Source organism: Streptomyces sp. NPDC043896 (assembly GCF_056435605.1).
This window is the reverse complement of record NZ_JBWKEE010000033.1, coordinates 43440-59979: the sequence shown is the minus strand read 5'-3', so window position 1 is coordinate 59979 and position 16540 is coordinate 43440. Positions and strand designations below refer to the sequence as shown.

At 75.4% G+C, this 16540-nt stretch carries 13 protein-coding genes and 1 pseudogene; 9 read left to right on the top strand and 5 right to left on the bottom strand.

Features of this window, described 5'->3' with window-relative positions:
- Positions 1-2: 2 nt before the first annotated feature.
- A complete protein-coding gene (pgfA, locus tag AC069X_RS34165) occupies positions 3-980 on the top strand; it encodes a cell envelope lipid trafficking protein PgfA (RefSeq protein WP_478734878.1) in 978 nt (325 codons plus the stop codon).
- Here the strand turns inward: pgfA and hrpB are convergent.
- Both hrpB and AC069X_RS34155 read right to left on the bottom strand, forming a co-directional pair.
- Positions 967-3516 carry an ATP-dependent helicase HrpB gene (hrpB, locus tag AC069X_RS34160; RefSeq protein ID WP_478734876.1) on the bottom strand — a complete coding sequence of 850 codons (2550 nt, stop codon included), beginning with the start codon at positions 3514-3516 and terminating at the stop codon, positions 967-969. The two genes, pgfA and hrpB, sit on opposite strands and share 14 nt — an antisense overlap.
- A gap of 4 nt (positions 3517-3520) precedes the next feature.
- A complete protein-coding gene (locus AC069X_RS34155; protein ID WP_478734874.1) occupies positions 3521-4381 on the bottom strand; it encodes a class I SAM-dependent methyltransferase in 861 nt (286 codons plus the stop codon).
- Between the two features lie 373 nt (positions 4382-4754).
- Between AC069X_RS34155 and rpsA the strand changes: the two genes are divergently transcribed.
- From rpsA to AC069X_RS34135, 4 genes are all read left to right on the top strand, one after another.
- The gene (gene rpsA, locus AC069X_RS34150; protein WP_478734872.1) at positions 4755-6269 is read left to right on the top strand and encodes a 30S ribosomal protein S1; all 1515 of its coding nucleotides are present in this window, start codon (positions 4755-4757) and stop codon (positions 6267-6269) included.
- A gap of 296 nt (positions 6270-6565) precedes the next feature.
- Complete coding sequence (locus AC069X_RS34145; protein ID WP_478734870.1) at positions 6566-7504, top strand: PAC2 family protein; 939 nt, start codon at positions 6566-6568, stop codon at positions 7502-7504.
- A 101-nt stretch (positions 7505-7605) separates the two neighbouring features.
- Positions 7606-8208: a dephospho-CoA kinase gene (gene coaE, locus AC069X_RS34140; RefSeq protein ID WP_478734869.1), complete on the top strand. Its 603-nt coding sequence runs from the start codon at positions 7606-7608 to the stop codon at positions 8206-8208.
- 51 nt (positions 8209-8259) lie between these two features.
- A complete protein-coding gene (locus AC069X_RS34135) occupies positions 8260-8661 on the top strand; it encodes a tetratricopeptide repeat protein (protein WP_478734867.1) in 402 nt (133 codons plus the stop codon).
- Positions 8662-8699: 38 nt separating this feature from the next.
- On the opposite strand, the gene AC069X_RS34130 is transcribed toward AC069X_RS34135, so the two are convergent.
- Together AC069X_RS34130 and AC069X_RS34125 are read right to left on the bottom strand one after the other, a co-directional pair.
- Positions 8700-8960, bottom strand: coding sequence for a DUF6343 family protein (locus tag AC069X_RS34130; RefSeq protein WP_478734865.1), 261 nt, complete (start codon positions 8958-8960; stop codon positions 8700-8702).
- Between the two features lie 93 nt (positions 8961-9053).
- Positions 9054-9674, bottom strand: coding sequence for a hypothetical protein (locus AC069X_RS34125; RefSeq protein ID WP_478734863.1), 621 nt, complete (start codon positions 9672-9674; stop codon positions 9054-9056).
- A 20-nt stretch (positions 9675-9694) separates the two neighbouring features.
- Between AC069X_RS34125 and AC069X_RS34120 the strand changes: the two are divergent.
- The 4 genes and pseudogenes from AC069X_RS34120 to AC069X_RS34105 all read left to right on the top strand — a co-directional run.
- Positions 9695-10099, top strand: a pseudogene (locus AC069X_RS34120) (helix-turn-helix domain-containing protein); the annotation flags it as partial.
- Between the two features lie 708 nt (positions 10100-10807).
- Positions 10808-11686, top strand: coding sequence for a hypothetical protein (locus AC069X_RS34115; protein ID WP_478734912.1), 879 nt, complete (start codon positions 10808-10810; stop codon positions 11684-11686).
- A gap of 157 nt (positions 11687-11843) precedes the next feature.
- Positions 11844-14702, top strand: coding sequence for a DEAD/DEAH box helicase (locus AC069X_RS34110; RefSeq protein WP_478734861.1), 2859 nt, complete (start codon positions 11844-11846; stop codon positions 14700-14702).
- Positions 14699-15904, top strand: a complete 1206-nt coding sequence (locus tag AC069X_RS34105; protein ID WP_478734859.1) for an SWIM zinc finger family protein — start codon at positions 14699-14701, stop codon at positions 15902-15904. Before AC069X_RS34110 ends, AC069X_RS34105 begins: the two co-directional genes overlap by 4 nt.
- On the opposite strand, the gene AC069X_RS34100 is transcribed toward AC069X_RS34105, so the two are convergent.
- Positions 15885-16433 carry a hypothetical protein gene (locus AC069X_RS34100; protein WP_478734857.1) on the bottom strand — a complete coding sequence of 183 codons (549 nt, stop codon included), beginning with the start codon at positions 16431-16433 and terminating at the stop codon, positions 15885-15887. The genes AC069X_RS34105 and AC069X_RS34100 overlap by 20 nt on opposite strands.
- Between the last annotated feature and the right edge of the window lie 107 nt (positions 16434-16540).

Here is a 16540-nt window from a genome sequence, read left to right as displayed (position 1 = left end):
CCGTGCGACGCAGAGCGAGCCTCGTACTGCTTGCCCTGGCCGTGTTCTGCGCAGCCCTCGCACCGCTGCTGCGCTGGTACGCGTACCCCCGGCTCGCCAAGATCCCGCCCGGCCAGTACCAGGAGATGGTCCTGGAGGCCAAGGACGCCACCCTCCTCGACTACGCGGGCGGCATGCAGCCCAAGAAGGTCGACAAGGTCACCATCGTCCAGACCCTCAAGGGCAACGTCGAGGCCTCCAGGGAGATCGAGGCCGACGCCGGCAAGGACGTCGTCGTCTGGGACACCCTCTCCTACATCATCGGCCCGGACGGAAAGATGGTCTCCCGGATCCCCGAGCGCTACATCTTCGACGCCCACACCCAGGACCCCGTGCACGCCACCGGCGAGATGGTCGACGGGGACCCGGTCAAACGCGAGGGCATCGAGTTCAAGTGGCCCTTCTTCACCGAACCGCGCGACTACCTCTACTTCGACGCGCAGACCCGCACCTCCTCGCCGATCCACTACGTCGGACCGCGCACCTACCGGGGCATGGACGTCTACTACTTCGAGCAGACCGTCCCCTGGACCAAGGTCCCCATGCCCAAGAAGATGCCGATCGAGGGCATCGACCCGGCCACCATCGAGCAGACCACCGGCACCACCCTCTGGTACACGGTCACGGCCCGCTTCTGGGTCGACCCCGTCACTGGCGCACCCGTCAACGCCGAACAGGACATCCAGCAGGAGATGCGCGGCGGCATCGCGGCCGGAGCCCCCGAGGGCAGGCTCACCGCCTTCGCCGGGCACGTCACCATGCGGGAGGACTACAAGAAGCACACCCTCGCCCTGGTCTCCGCCAACCGTACGAAGGTCCTCGCACTGCACACCTACGCCCCGGCCGGCCTCGCCCTGGGCGGGGCGGCGCTGCTCGCCGCCGCGCTCTGGCTGGAGGCCCGGGGACGCCGCGGCCGGCCCGCCCCGGTCAGCGGCCCCTGAGCCGCGCGTTGGTGTGCCGGGTGGGCTCGGCCGTGGCCGGGTCCTCCGGCCACGGGTGCTTGGGGTAGCGGCCGCGCAGCTCGGCCCGCACCGCCCGGTAGCCGCCCTGCCAGAAGGAGGCCAGGTCCGCGGTGACGGCGGCCGGCCGCCCGGCCGGCGACAGCAGGTGGACCAGTACGGGAACCCCCGCCACCCGGGGCGTCTCGGCCAGCCCGAACAGCTCCTGGAGCTTGACCGCCAGCACCGGCTGCCCGGCCGCGTAGTCGACGCGGATCCGCGAACCGCTGGGCACCTCGATCCGCTCCGGCGCCAGCTCGTCGAGCCGGGCCGCCTCTCCGCCGGCCCAGGGCAGCAGCCGGTTCAGGGCCTCACCGGCGTCGATCCGGCCCAGGTCGGCGCGGCGGCGGGCCCGCGACAGCTCCGGCTCCAGCCAGTCGTCCGCCCGCTCCAGCAGCACGGCGTCGTCCGACACGTCGGGCCAGGCGCCGCCGAGCGTACGGTGCAGGAACCCGAGGCGGGCCCGCAGCGAGACCGCCTCCGGCGACCAGCGCAGCAGCCCCAGCCCCTCGGCGCGCAGCCCCGCCAGCAGGGCCGCCCGCACGAGCGCCGGAGCCGGGTCCCGCAGCGGGCGCGCGACCAGCTCGATCGCGCCGAGCCGCTCGGCGGAGCGGGCGACCACGTCCCCGCCGTCCCAGCGGACCTCCTCACCGGAGGACAGCAGGTGCGCGGCGGCCGCCCGGGCGGTGTCCTCGTCGATGACGGCGGCCAGCCGGACCCGGGCGGACGCCGCGTGCGCGGCCCGGTCGGCCACGGCCACGGCCAGCCAGGGCGCCTGACGCAGGGCGGACCCGTCCCCGAGCTCGGCCCCGGTGCCGGAGGCCATGAGGTGGCTCCCCGCCCCCTTGGCCCGCGCCACCCGCTCGGGAAACGCCAGGGCCGTGACCAGCCCGGCGGCACGGTCGTCGGACAGCCCGGCCGCGACACCGGCGGCGTCGGACCCGGCACCCGCGACACCGGCGGAGCCCGCCGCGCGTTCCAGGCGGGCCGCCTCCGCGCGCCAGCGGGCGCCGTACGCGTCGCCGCCCCGGCGGGCCGCACGCCACGCGGCCGCCAGGTCGTCCCCGTACTCCCGCGGCGGCTCCTCGCTCAGCAGCGCCACCACCTCCGCCGCCCGCCGCGCACCCACCGCCCCGGCGCCGTCCAGCAGGCCCCGAGCCAGCCGCGGGTGCAGCCCCAGCCGGGCCGTGCGCAGCCCGCGCGGCGTCGGCCGCCCGGCGGCGTCCACCGCCCCGACGGCCACCAGCACCTCCCGGGCGGCGGCCATCGCCCCGGCCGGCGGCGGATCCAGCAGCGCCAGCCCGGCCGCGTCCGGGTCGCCCCAGCAGGCGGCCTGCAGCGCGAACTGCGCCAGGTCCGCGATCCGGATCTCGGGGGAGGGGAAGGCGGGCAGCCGCGCGTCCTCCGCCTCGGCCCAGCACCGGTACACCACCCCCGGCGCCTCGCGCCCGGCCCGGCCCGCCCGCTGGCGGCCCGCCGCGCGGGAGGCCCGTACCGTCGCCAGCGCGCCCAGCCCCCGGGCGTGGTCCACCCGGGGCTCGCGCGCCAGCCCGGAGTCCACCACCACCCGTACGCCCGGCACGGTCAGGCTCGACTCCGCCACGGCGGTCGACAGGATCACCCGGCGGTGCGGCGACGCCGTCAGCGCCGCGTCCTGCACGGCGGCCGGCGCCCGGCCGTGCACCTGGAGCACCTCCGCGTCCACCCCGGCCAGCTGCCCGGCGACCCGGGCGATCTCGCCGACGCCGGGCAGGAAGCACAGCACGTCGCCGGACCGTTCCGCCAGGGCCCGGCGCACCACCGATGCCACGTGCGAGAGCTGCGCCGGGTCCACCCGCATGCCGTGCGGAGGCCGCACCGGCCGGGCCGGCGGCGCCCACACCGTCTCCACCGGGTACGCGACCCCGGCGGCCTCCACCACCGGGGCGTCCCCCAGCAGCCGGGCCCAGCCGGCCGCGTCGGTCGTCGCCGAAGCCGCCACCAGGCGCAGCTCCGGGCGCAGGGTCTCGCGTACGTCCAGCAGGAAGGCGGCGACGGTGTCGGCGTCCAGGTGCCGCTCGTGGCACTCGTCCAGGACCACCACGTCCACCCCGGCCAGCTCCTGGTCGCGCTGGAGGCGCTGGAGCAGCACCCCGGTGGTCACCACCTCCACGACCGTGTCCCGGCCCACGGCGCGCTCCCCGCGCACCGTGAAGCCCACCGAACCGCCGACGGCCTCGCCGAGCAGCCACGCCATCCGCCGCGCCGCCGCCCGGGCGGCGATCCGGCGGGGCTCGGCGACGACGACCCGGCGCCGCGGGCCCCCGCCCGCCAGCCCGGCCAGGACCAGCGGCACGAGGGTGGTCTTGCCGGTGCCGGGCGGGGCGCACAGCACGGCCGTGCCCCGGGAGTCCAGCGCCGAGACGAGGGCGGGTACGGCCTCCCGTACGGGGAGGGCGTCGAGGGCGGCGGTGCGGACGGAGGAGGCCGAGGAGGTCAAGGGATCAGTCCCGCTCGCAGACGAAGATCGCCGTGCCCGGGATCAGGTTGCCGCGCAGCGGGGACCAGCCGCCCCACTCCTGGCTGTTCCACTCCGGCCACTCCGGCTCCACCAGGTCCAGCAGGCGGAAGCCGCCCGCCACCACGTCCCGGACCCGGTCGCCGACGGTGCGGTGGTGCTCGACGTAGACGGCGCGGCCCTCCTCGTCCTGTTCGACGTACGGGGTCCGGTCGAAGTAGGACGCGGAGACGGAGAGCCCCTCGGGACCCGGCTCGTCGGGGAAGGCCCAGCGGACCGGGTGGGTGACGGAGAAGACCCAGCGCCCGCCGGGGCGCAGGACGCGGCGGACCTCGCGCATGACGTTGACGGGGTCCGCGACGAAGGGCACCGCCCCGTACGCGGAGCAGGCGAGGTCGAAGGAGCCGTCGCGGAAGGGCAGCCGGCCGGCGTCGGCCTCGACGAGCGGGACGTCCCCGCCGATGCGCAGGGCGTGCTGGAGCTGGCGGTGGGAGAGGTCCAGGGCCACCGGGCGGGCGCCCTGGGCGGCGAGCCAGCGCGAGCACTGGGCGGCGCCGGCGCCGATCTCCAGGACGTCCTTGCCCTTGAGGGAGGCGGCCGGGCCCAGCAGCGCGGCCTCGGCCTCGTCGAGGCCCTCGGGGCCCCAGACGAAGCGGTCGTCGCCGAGGAACGCGCCGTGTTCGCTCTGGTACTCGTCCGCGTTGCGGTCCCACCAGCCGCGGCTGGCCCGGCTGCTCTCCGCCTCGCCCGCGACGCGCCGGGTGGCCTCGGCGTCGTCCCAGGTGTCGCCGTCCGTGCCGGGGGCGGCTTCGCGGGCGTCTTCGGGGGCGTAGTCCTCTTGGTTCATGGGGCCCGTCGTCGTAGTCTGCGGATGGCTGGATGCTTCCGGTGGCCGGAAAAAGCGTGCGGGCCGGTCATCACCGCGTCCCCGCCCACGAATTGCGCCGGTTATGCGGTGATCTGCCCGCGGTGTGCGCCTTCGCGCATTGACCCTGTCCGGCTGCCCCCGTATGCTACAAGTTGCGCCGCGAGCCTGTGCTCCTCAGACCTAGCAGGCTGCGCTTGCATCTGTTAGATGTCCCCTCGGTTTTCGAGGCCCTCCCCCTTTCAGGGGATCTTGGGGCTTCTTTGGCTGTCCGGCTTCTTCGGCAGGTGCCGATAAGGGCTCCCGGCGTAGCAGTACCTACGACTTTCTGTCCGTAACCGGAGCCCTTTCCCACATGACGAGCAGCACCGAGACCACCGCCACCACCCCTCCGCAGGTAGCGGTCAACGACATCGGTAACGCGGAAGCCTTCCTGGCCGCGATCGACGAGACGATCAAGTACTTCAACGACGGCGACATCGTCGACGGCGTCATCGTGAAGGTCGACCGGGACGAGGTCCTGCTCGACATCGGTTACAAGACCGAAGGCGTGATCCCGAGCCGCGAGCTCTCGATCAAGCACGACGTCGACCCGAACGAGGTCGTCAAGGTCGGCGACGAGATCGAGGCCCTGGTTCTCCAGAAGGAGGACAAGGAAGGCCGCCTGATCCTGTCCAAGAAGCGCGCTCAGTACGAGCGTGCCTGGGGCACGATCGAGAAGATCAAGGAAGAAGACGGCATCGTCACCGGTACCGTCATCGAGGTCGTCAAGGGTGGTCTCATCCTCGACATCGGCCTCCGCGGCTTCCTCCCGGCCTCTCTCGTCGAGATGCGCCGCGTCCGCGACCTCCAGCCCTACGTGGGCAAGGAGCTCGAGGCGAAGATCATCGAGCTGGACAAGAACCGCAACAACGTGGTCCTGTCCCGCCGCGCCTGGCTCGAGCAGACCCAGTCCGAGGTCCGCCAGACGTTCCTCACCACCCTGCAGAAGGGTCAGGTCCGCTCCGGCGTCGTCTCCTCGATCGTCAACTTCGGTGCCTTCGTGGACCTGGGTGGCGTCGACGGTCTGGTCCACGTCTCCGAGCTGTCCTGGAAGCACATCGACCACCCGTCCGAGGTTGTCGAGGTCGGCCAGGAAGTCACCGTCGAGGTCCTCGACGTCGACATGGACCGCGAGCGCGTCTCCCTGTCGCTGAAGGCGACGCAGGAGGACCCGTGGCAGCAGTTCGCCCGGACCCACCAGATCGGCCAGGTCGTCCCGGGTAAGGTCACCAAGCTGGTTCCGTTCGGTGCGTTCGTCCGCGTGGACGAGGGCATCGAGGGTCTGGTCCACATCTCCGAGCTGGCCGAGCGCCACGTGGAGATCCCGGAGCAGGTCGTCCAGGTCAACGACGAGATCTTCGTCAAGGTCATCGACATCGACCTCGAGCGTCGCCGGATCTCGCTGTCCCTCAAGCAGGCCAACGAGTCCTTCGGTGCCGACCCGGCGTCGGTCGAGTTCGACCCGACCCTGTACGGCATGGCCGCGTCCTACGACGACCAGGGCAACTACATCTACCCCGAGGGCTTCGACCCCGAGACCAACGACTGGCTCGAGGGCTACGAGACCCAGCGCGAGACGTGGGAGCGCCAGTACGCCGAGGCGCAGGTCCGCTTCGAGCAGCACCAGGCCCAGGTCATCAAGAGCCGCGAGGCCGACGAGGCCGCCGCTGCCGCGGGCGACGTCGCCCCGGCCGCCGGTGGCAACGCCGGTGCGGGCGTCTCGGGTGGTTCGTACTCCTCCGAGGGTGCGGACGAGACCTCCGGCGCCCTGGCGTCGGACGAGGCCCTGGCCGCGCTCCGCGAGAAGCTGGCCGGCGGCCAGAGCTGATCGCAGCGCATCACACTCCGGTGTGAGCTGAGCTGAACGACGAGGCCCGTCCCCTTCGGGGGGCGGGCCTCGCCGCGTTGCCGGGCGGGGAGCTCGCCGCGTTGGGGGGAGGGGGTCCTCGCCGCGTTGGCGGGAGGGGAGAGACGGCGGTGCGCGGCGCCGGCGGGGCCCGGGCCGGCCACCCTGGGCTCGCGCTCCGTCGCGTTGCGTTTCTGTTAACGCGGCCGACCGGGGAATGGTCGCGCGGCCCCGGACGTTCTTCGCAGGGAACACGGCACGAGGGAGGAGTGGTGACAGTGCTTGATCCACAGGGTCTGTACGAATGGGATGCCAAGGGTCTGGCGGTGGCCGACCTGGCGCTGACCCAGGACTCGGCCGGACTGGTCATGCTGTACCACTTCGAGGGGTACATCGACGCGGGAGAGGCCGGCGAGCAGATCGTCGAGCGGCTCCTCGACACCCTGCCGCACCAGGTGGTGGCCCGGTTCGACGCGGACCGGCTGGTGGACTACCGGGCCCGGCGCCCGCTCCTGACCTTCCAGCGCGACCACTGGACCGAGTTCGAGGAACCCCGCCTGGAGGTGCGCCTGGTCCAGGACGCCACCGGTGCGCCCTTCCTGCTGCTGTCCGGCCCCGAGCCGGACGTGGAGTGGGAGCGCTTCGCCGTCGCCGTCCGGCAGATCGTCGAGCGCCTCGGCGTCAGGCTCTCGGTCAACTTCCACGGCATCCCGATGGGCGTGCCGCACACCCGGCCCGTCGGCATCACCCCGCACGGCAACCGCACCGACCTGATGCCCGGCCACCGCAGCCCCTTCGACGAGGCCCAGGTGCCGGGCAGCGCGGAATCGCTGATCGAGTTCCGCCTCGGCCAGGCCGGGCACGACGTGCTCGGCGTCGCCGCGCACGTCCCGCACTACGTCGCCCGCTCCCCGTACCCGGACGCGGCACTGACCGCGCTGGAGGCCATCACGGCCGCCACCGGGCTGGTGCTGCCGGCCGTCGCGCACGCCCTGCGCACCGAGGCGCACCGGACCCAGACGGAGATCGACCGGCAGATCCGCGAGGGCGACGAGGAGCTCGTCAGCCTCGTCCAGGGCCTGGAGCACCAGTACGACGCCGCGGCCGGCGCGGAGACCCGGGGCAACATGATCGCCGAGCCGGCCGAGATCCCTTCGGCGGACGAGATCGGCCGAGAGTTCGAGCGGTTCCTGGCCGAGCGCGAGGGCGAGGGCTAACCGCCCCGCCCTCCGGCGGCCCCGCGCCGCCGGATCCGCGCGTGTGATCGGGCCACGGGCGGGTGTTCCCCGGCGGGGGGACACCGCCTAGGGTTCTGAGCATGCTGAAAGTGGGCCTGACAGGCGGAATCGGTGCCGGCAAGAGCGAGGTCTCGCGGCTGCTGGCGGGGTACGGGGCGGTCGTCGTCGACGCCGACCGGATCGCGCGGGAGGTCGTGGAGCCGGGCACGCCCGGACTCGCGGCCGTCGTCGAGGCCTTCGGGGACTCCGTGCTCACCGCCGACGGCCGGCTGGACCGGCCCGCGCTCGGCGCGATCGTCTTCGCCGACCCGCAGCGGCTCCAGACCCTGAACGCCATCGTGCACCCCCTCGTGGGAGCCCGCTCCGCCGAACTGGAGGGGGCGGCCGGACCCGACGCGATCGTGGTGCACGACGTACCGCTGCTCACGGAGAACGGCCTCGCGCCGCTGTACGACCTCGTCGTGGTCGTGGACGCGGCCCCCGGCACGCAGCTGGCCCGGCTGACCGCGCTGCGCGGGATGACCGAGGAGGAGGCCCGGGCCCGGATGGCCGCCCAGGCCACGCGCGAACAACGGCTGGCGGTGGCCACGCTCGTCATCGACAACGACGGCCCGCTGGAGGCGCTGGAACCCCAGGTGCGCAAGGTCTGGGAGGAGCTCACCGCGAGGGCCGCCGCGGAATAGCCGCTGCGGCGGAGGGCGTTGAACGCGCCCGTAGAGGGAAGGAAAGACATCGTGTCCGAAACCACGCCCCCGCCGTCGCCCGCCGGATCCTCGGGTTCCGTGAGCCCGGAGACGCACGTCATCGACTACCGGGCCGCCGAACAGCTGCTGGACGCCCGCGACCCGCGCGGCGCGGTCCGGCTGCTCGACTCCGTCATAGCCGCGCACCCCGAGAACACCGCGGCCCGACTGCTGCGCGCCCGGGCCTTCTTCGCGTCGGCGCAGCTGCGGCCCGCACAGCTGGAGTTCGAGCTGGTGCTGGAGCGGGAACCGGACAACGCCTTCGCCCACTTCGCGCTCGCCCGCACCCACGAGCGGTCCGGGCGCCCCGAGCAGGCCCGCCGTCACTTCCGGCTCGCCGCCGCCCTCGACCCGCAGCCCGAGTACCTGGAGGCGGCGCGCTTCGAGAGCTGAGCGGGGCCGGGCGGCGGGGCGCCGCCGGGCCGGCCGGCTCAGCGGGTGCGCGGGGGCTCGTACGGGGGGACGTCCGGGCCCGGCTGCCAGTGCGGGCCCTGGTGGCGGTGCCGGACGACCACGGCCAGGTCGACGGCGGCCACCAGCGCGAGCGCCGCGCAGGCGGCCGCCCACCCGGGGCGGCCGGCCAGCACGAACGCGACCGCCCCGGCGGCGGCCCACAGCAGCCCCCACAGGCTCAGCCAGAACCGCAGCCGCAGCGGACTGCGGGCGGTCACCGGCTCGTTTCCGGTACGCATGGGCCATCGCCTCGCCAGGAACGGAGGCCTTTCTCCCATGGTCCCACGCGGGGCGGCCCGGGGGCCGGCTCAGGGCCCGCGCTCGGGGCCGGCTCAGGGGTTGAGCTTGTGCACGGCCGTCGTGGTCGTCTTCTTGAACGCCGGCACGGGGGCGTCCGGCAGGTTGCCCATCTGGCCCCACTTCACGACCGTCACGGTGGAACCGTCGCGTCCGATCCCGTACAGGTGCACGCCCGGCTCGGACTCCGGGATCGAGGCGCCGACCCCGTAGACGTGCGCGCCCTCCTCGACGGCCAGCTTCCCGTAGTCCTGCCAGGACGCCGTCCCGCCCGGGTTCGCCCGCAGCCAGTCCGCGGCGCAGCCGGCGACCTTGCGCTCCAGGGCGGCGGCGAGCTTCACGGCGGCGGCGTCCGAGGCCGTGCGGACGGAGATCTGTACGGCGCCGGTGTCGAACTCGGTGCCGAAGACGCGGTGCCGGCTGCCGGCTTCCGGAAGCACCCCGTCCAGGCAGAACGGAGCGTCCTCGGGCAGTCCGTTGGTGACCTTGCCGGAGTACCAGGCGGAGGAGGGGTGGGGCGGCAGGTCGGTGCCGTTCAGGAAGCCGGGGGCGGTGGCGGCCGCGGCGGTGGCCGGGGCGGTGAGGACGAGGGCTGCGGCCGCCGCGAGGACGGCGGTGGCGAAGGCCGAGGCGCGGGTGGTGGAACGTCGGAACACGGTGTCTCCCCGTACGAGATGTGGTCGGCGTGCGGTGCGGTGCGTCGCGGTTGCGGCTGCGATTGCGTCTGCGGCTTTTGGGGCCGCGGTTGCCGTGCGACGGGGGACAGCCTTCCCCGGTCCGGGGCGTCCGCGCACCGGTTCGCACCGGAACCGGGACACTGGAACGGCTGTGGACGCCGTCACCTGGGGAAACACCCCTGGCATGGAACGGGGTCACGGGACGGGGGAACGTCGTGGGGGAGCCGGAGACCGAGGAATTCGCTCGGCTGATGCGGGAGCTGAAGGAGAGCGCGGGACTGAGTTACGGGGTGCTCGCGCGTCGGCTGCACACGAGCACCTCGACCCTGCACCGGTACTGCAAGGGTGAGGCGGTGCCGGCCGAGTTCGCGGTGGTGGACCGCTTCGCCCGGGCCTGCGGGGCGGCGCGCGAGCAGGCGGTGGACCTCCACCGGGCCTGGCTCCTGGCGGACGCCCGTCGCCGCGCGGCGACCCGGGCCACGCCTACGCCTACGGCGGCCGGGGCGGGTACGGGAGCGGGCGCGCCGGGAAGCGGGGCCGGTGCGGGAGCGGGAGCGGGAGCGCGGGGCGAGACGGAGGCGGCGCCCGGAGACGAGGGAATCCCGGCGGGGGAGCCCGCTGACGGGGGCGTGCCTGAGGACGGAGCCGGAGCCGTGGGCGGAGCCGGGGCAGTGCCCGGGGGTGGAGCCGAGCCGGCAGCCGGAGCGGTGCGGGGTGGCGGTGGCGGAGCCGGGGCCGTGCCCGGGGGCGGGGCGGTGCCCGCAGCCGGAGCCGGAGCCGGTGCCGGAGCCGGAGCCGGTGCCGGAGCCGGGGCCGGTGGCGGTGCCGGTGCCGTGCCTGGGGGCGGGGTGGTGCCCGCAGCCGTACTCGGTGCCGGTGGTGGGGCCGGAGCGGGGCCCGGAGCGGTGCCCGCAGCCGCTGCCGCGCCCGCAGCCGGGGCTGGGGGCGGCGCCGAGCCGGCAGCCGGTGCCGTGCCCGGGGGCGGAGTCGGGCCGGGAGCGGGCCGGGCGGGTGCGCCGGAGTCCGGGGCCACGGCCGCGCGCCGGGACGGGGCCGGGGGCGCGGTCGAGCGCGGCACGGGGCGGGGCCGGCGGGGGTATCGGCGACGGGTCGTGGGGATCGGCGTGGCCGGGGTGGTGGCGGCCGCGGTGGCCGTCGGCGTACTCGCGGCGGCCGGGCCCGAGACGGGGTCACCGCGGACGGGGCCGGCGGCGGGGCCCGCCGTACCGCCGGCCGCGCCGTCGGCACCCGCGCCCGCACCGAGCGGGCCGACGGGCACGGCCTCCGCCCTGCCCCCGCCGTCCCCGACGGCCCCGGCCGCGCCGACCGCCTCCGCGACCCCCGGCACGCAGCCGCCCGCGTCCCCGGCCGCGCCGGCGACGGCACCGCTCACGGCGGCCGTGCGGTCCCACGTCTGGGCCGCGGGCTGCGACCACGCGTACCTCTCGGAGCGGGCCCCGGAGTCCGTCCCCGCGCCGCCCGTCGAGGCGGACGCACCCGCCTGGGCGCGGGCGCAGCGGGCCGTGCACGCCGGGACCCAGATCGTCGAGGTCACCCTCCACGGAGCGGGGGAGGGGGCCGTGGTGCTCCAGGGGCTGGAGGTGCGGGTGACCGGGCGCCGGACCCCGCCCGCCTGGAACGTGTACCGGATGTCCCAGGGCTGCGGCGGGGCCCTGACCCCGGCAGGGTTCGCCGTGAACCTGGACGCGCCGAGGCCGCTGGCCCGGCCCCTCGCGGGCAACGACTCCGGGACGCGGCTGCCCGCCCCTGCGTTCCCGCTGCGCGTCTCGGCGACCGAGCCGGCCGTGCTCCGGGTGACGGCGTCCGCCACGGGCTGCGACTGCGACTGGTACCTCGACCTGCGGTGGAGCGGGCCCGGCGGCTCCGGCACCCTGCGCCTGGACGACCACGGCTCGCCCTGGCGCACGAGTGCCGTGGCCGGGCGTCCCGAGTACGGCTTCGCGAGCGAGCTGGGCCGCTGGGCACGCTGACCCCGGCCGGGCCGCTGCGGGGCCGCACCAGGCTCGTACCAGGGCCGCAGCGACAGCGTATGCGCAGGTCAGCGGCGTCTGTCAGTGGCCCCGCCTAGACTCGGCAGCAGTGGATCCGCCATGACCGGGCGGATCCGGCAGCAGGGAGGGGGACCCCGTGGGCGCGCAGCCGCCGCAGCCGTCGTTGCTGCGTCATGCAGCGGTGTTCCTCCCCGCCGCCGTACCCCGGGAGGGCCGGGTGGCGTTCTGGTGCCCCGAAGGGGACCCGTTGCCCGAGCGGGGGACCGCGCACCCGCTGAAGGTGGTGCGGCCCCACGGGGACGGCGTCCGCACGCGTACGGTGCCCGCGGTGGCGCTGCCGCTGGCCGACGCCCTGACCGTGCTGGTGCGGGCGGCCCGCAGCCCCGCCGCGCATCCCGCCACCCGCGCCTGGGGCACCGCCGCCTCGCAGGCGCTGGCCCTGGCCGCGCGAGGGCGCCTGCTTCCCGGGCTCACGGCCGACGGGGTCGACGCCTGGCGCGCCGGGCCGCTGGACGCGGAGGACGTCGGGTACCTGCGCGCCGTCGCCGCCGCCCTGCCGTACGAGGGGTACGCCACCCCGCTCGCCGGACGCCGCCCGCTGACCCTGCCCGAACCGGAGGCCCTGGTCCGGGCCTTCCTCGACGCCGTCGCCGACGTGCTGCCGCGTACGCCCGCCGCGCGGTTCGCCGCCGGGGGCCCGTTCGCGGCCGTGGAGCCGCAGCGGGTGCCCGGGATACAGGAGTGGGCGGCGCAGGTGGCGGCCGGCGCCGACACCGGGGTGGGGATCTCGCTCCGGCTCGACCTGTCCTCCTTCCGCCTGTTCGACGAGGCCGAGCCGGAGGACGTCCGCCGCGCCGGGGCCGCCGTGGTCCAGGTGCACAGCCTGGCCGACCCGACCCTGGTCACCGACGCCGGGCAGCTGTGGGCCGGGGCGGCGGCCGCCGGGTTCGGCCCGCGCGCCCGGATCGACGCCGTGCTCGCCCTGCGGCGTGCCGCCCGGGTCTGGCCGCCGCTGCTGCGCCTGCTCGACCAGCCCGTGCCCGACGCCCTTGCCCTGTCCGACCCCGAGCTCGGAGACCTGCTGGGCACCGCCGCGACCCGGCTGGCGGCGGCCGGGGTGCCGGTCCACTGGCCGCGCGAGCTGGCCCGTACGCTCTCGGCGACCGCCGTGGTGCGCCCGGCCGCGCCCGGCTCCGCCACCGACGGCACCGCGTTCTTCGACGCGGCCGCGCTGTTCTCCTTCTCCTGGGAGCTGGCCCTCGGCGGGGACCGGCTCACCCCGGGCGAGATGGACGCGCTCGCGCAGGCCCACCGGCCCGTGGTGCGGCTGCGCGACCAGTGGGTGCGGGTCGATCCGGAGCTCGTGCGCAAGGCGCGCAAGCGGGAGCTCGGCCTGCTCGACCCGGTCGACGCGCTGGCCACCGTACTGACCGGCACGGCCGAGGTCGGCGGCGAGGCGGTACCGGCGGTCCCGGTGGGGGCGCTGGCCGCCCTGCGGGACCGGCTCACCGGTGAGCTGCCCCCGGTCGCGCCGCCGGCGGCGCTGAAGGCGACCCTGCGGGACTACCAGCTGCGCGGGCTGGCCTGGCTGGACCTGATGACCTCGCTGGGGCTGGGCGGCTGCCTCGCCGACGACATGGGCCTGGGCAAGACGGTCACGCTGATCGCCCTGCACCTGCACCGGGACCGCCCCGAGCCCACTCTCGTGGTCTGTCCGGCGTCGCTGCTGGGCAACTGGCAGCGGGAGATCGAGAAGTTCGCCCCCGGCACCCCGGTACGCCGTTTCCACGGCGCCGGCCGCAGCCTCGACGGACTCGCCGGCGGCTTCGTCCTCACCACGTACGGCACGATGCGCGCGGCGGCCCCCCGGCTGGCCGGGCAGAGCTGGGGCCTGGTCGTCGCCGATGAGGCCCAGCACGTCAAGAACCCGCACTCGGCCACCGCGAAGGCGCTGCGCACCATCCCGTCCCCCGCCCGGGTGGCCCTCACCGGGACCCCCGTCGAGAACAACCTCTCCGAGCTGTGGGCGCTCCTCGACTGGACGACGCCGGGCCTGCTGGGCCCGCTCACCACCTTCCGCGCCCGGCACGCCCGCCCGGTCGAGCACCAGCAGGAGGAGGACGGGGGAAACGAGGCGGCGGTGGCCCGGCTCGCCGCGCTCGTCCGGCCGTTCCTGCTGCGCCGCAAGAAGTCCGACCCCGGCATCGCCCCCGAGCTGCCGCCGAAGACGGAGACCGACCATCCGGTGTCCCTGACCCGTGAGCAGGTGTCCCTCTACCAGGCCGCGGTGGACGAGGCGATGGCCGTGATCGAGGCGAGCGAGGGCATGGAGCGGCGCGGCATGATCATGAAGCTGCTCGCCTCGCTCAAGCAGATCTGCAACCACCCCGCGCAGTTCTTGAAGGAGCACCTCCCGAAGGAGCCCGGCCCGAACGGCGCGAGGGAGGCCGAGCCCCGGATCGCGCACCGCTCGGGGAAACTCGCCCTGCTGGACGAGTTGCTGGACACGATCCTGGCCGAGGACGGCTCGGTGCTGGTCTTCACCCAGTACGTGACCATGGCCCGGATCCTGGAGCGGCACCTCGCCACCCGCGGCATCCGCTCGCAGCTCCTGCACGGCGGCACCCCGGTGGCGCGCCGCGAGGAACTCGTCGACCGCTTCCAGTCCGGCGAGGTCCCCGTGTTCCTGCTGTCCCTCAAGGCCGCCGGGACGGGCCTCAACCTCACCCGCGCCGGGCACGTCATCCACTACGACCGCTGGTGGAACCCGGCGGTCGAGGAGCAGGCCACCGACCGTGCCTACCGCATCGGCCAGACCCAGCCCGTCCAGGTCCACCGCATCATCGCCGAGGGCACCGTCGAGGACCGGATCGCCGAACTGCTGGAGGCCAAGCGGGCCCTGGCCGATGCCGTCCTCGGCTCCGGCGAGGCCGCGCTGACCGAGCTGACCGACCGCGAGCTGGCCGATCTCGTCTCCCTGCGGAGGCCGTCGTGATCACCGCGCGGGACGACCGCCGCCGCACCTTCGAGACCGTGCCGGCCGGGGTGGAGGCCGCGACGTGGTGGGGCCGGGCCTGGGTGGCCGCGCTGGAGGAGCGCGCGCAGGACGCGGCCCGCCTCCAGCGCGGGCACGCGTACGCCGCCGAGGGCCATGTCGACGCGGTCACGGTCACGCCCGGCCGGATCGTGGCCTACGTCCGGGGCAGCCGCGCCCGCCCGTACCGCACCGAACTGTCCCTGCCCGCCTTCCCGGACGCCGAGTGGTCGGCGCTGCTGGAGGCGGTGGCGGCGGACCCCGCGGCCCTCGCCGCGCTGCTGGAGCGGGAGGTCCCGCAGTCCCTCGCGGACAGCGTGCTGCCCGGCGCGGGCGAGCTCGTGGCGCGCTGCTCCTGCCCGGACACGGTGCGGCCGCCCTGCAAGCACGCCGCAGCCCTCTGCTACCGGGCGGCGCGGCTCCTCGACGCCGACCCCTTCGTCCTGTTGCTCCTGCGCGGCCGCGGTGAGCGCGAGCTCCTCGACGAGCTGGCCCGGCGCAACGCCGCCCACGCCGCGCGCGAACAGCCCGACGCCGCCCCGGACTTCCCCGGAGTCCCGGCCCGTGCGGCGCTGACCCGGCGCGTTCTGCCGCCGTTGCCCGCCCCGCTCGCCGCCCCCTCGGCCGCGGGCCTGCCGCCCGCCTACCCCGCCGACCCGGCGGCGCCGGATCCGCTGGCCCTGGACCAGCTCGCCACCGACGCGGCCGCCCGCGCGCTGGCGCTGCTGGCCACGGGCGAGGACCCCGTCGGCGGGCTCACCCTGTGGCAGGACGCCGTCCGGCTGGCCTCCGCGCACCCCACCTCGGGCCTCACCGGCTCCGCCCGCGCCCTGTACCGGGACCTGGCCCGGGCCACGGGCCGCAGCACCACGGACCTGGCCCGCGCCGCCGCGGCCTGGCGCCAGGGGGGCCTGCCCGCCCTGACCGTCCTCGACGAGCCGTGGGACCCCCCTGCCGGGCCGTTCGACCGGGCCCGTCCCGCCCTGCTCGCCGCCGGCCAGGGCTCCTTCCGTCCCGAGCGCAACCGCCTCACCTCCCGTACCCGTCAGCTCCGCCTGAGCCGGGAGGGCCTCTGGTACGCCTACGAGTCCCGCCCGGACGCCGACGACTGGTGGCCCACCGCCGTCCCGGCACCGGATCCGGTCACCGCGCTGCTCCGCTGACCTCGCCCGCCCAGGCGGCGAGGGTGGCGAAGTCCCGGTCGCGCAGGCCGTGGCGGGGGTGGATGCGCAGCAGGAGGCTCGGCGCGGGGTGGTGGGTGGAGACCCAGGCCCGGTCCTGCGGGGTGATCATGTCGTCGACCCAGGCGAAGGGCCGGTCGCCCGCCCAGTCGAGGAGCGGGCGGGTCTTCCAGAAGAGGCCGTCGGGGTCGCGGGCGAAGAGCTCCGGCCACTCCACCACGGGCAGGTCGGCGGGGAGTCCGATGTGCGGCGAGATGAGGGTGTTGGCCTGGTGGGTCCAGGCCGTGGCCCAGGCCAGGTCGAAGGGGAGGGCCTGGAGGCGGGCACCGTGGGAGGGGTGGAGGCGCACCCGGACTCCGCGCCGGGCCTTGCGGGACTCCGGGTCGCGGTAGGAGAGCCAGACGTCAGGGCGCATGCGGTGGCTCGTGTAGCCGCGCAGACCTGCGAAGAGGGCGCGGAAGGGGTTGAGGGGGCCGTCCACGTCGAGCAGGAGGAGCGGTCGTTCAGTCATGAAGTAGGCAGTACCCAGTACACGATGGAGTGAAATGCCTACCGCCTCTATAACCCGAATGGGTTTAACGCGTTGTTTCCGGTGCGGGCTCGACGCCCCTGAAACCC

Bases quoted from the DNA above. Each gene is read 5' to 3' on its own strand.
- AC069X_RS34155 (WP_478734874.1), bottom strand. From the start codon at position 4,381: ATGAACCAAGAGGACTACGCCCCCGAAGACGCCCGCGAAGCCGCCCCC.
- rpsA (WP_478734872.1), top strand. From the start codon at position 4,755: ATGACGAGCAGCACCGAGACCACCGCCACCACCCCTCCGCAGGTAGCG.
- AC069X_RS34100 (WP_478734857.1), bottom strand. From the start codon at position 16,433: ATGACTGAACGACCGCTCCTCCTGCTCGACGTGGACGGCCCCCTCAAC.
- AC069X_RS34130 (WP_478734865.1), bottom strand. From the start codon at position 8,960: ATGCGTACCGGAAACGAGCCGGTGACCGCCCGCAGTCCGCTGCGGCTG.
- coaE (WP_478734869.1), top strand. From the start codon at position 7,606: ATGCTGAAAGTGGGCCTGACAGGCGGAATCGGTGCCGGCAAGAGCGAG.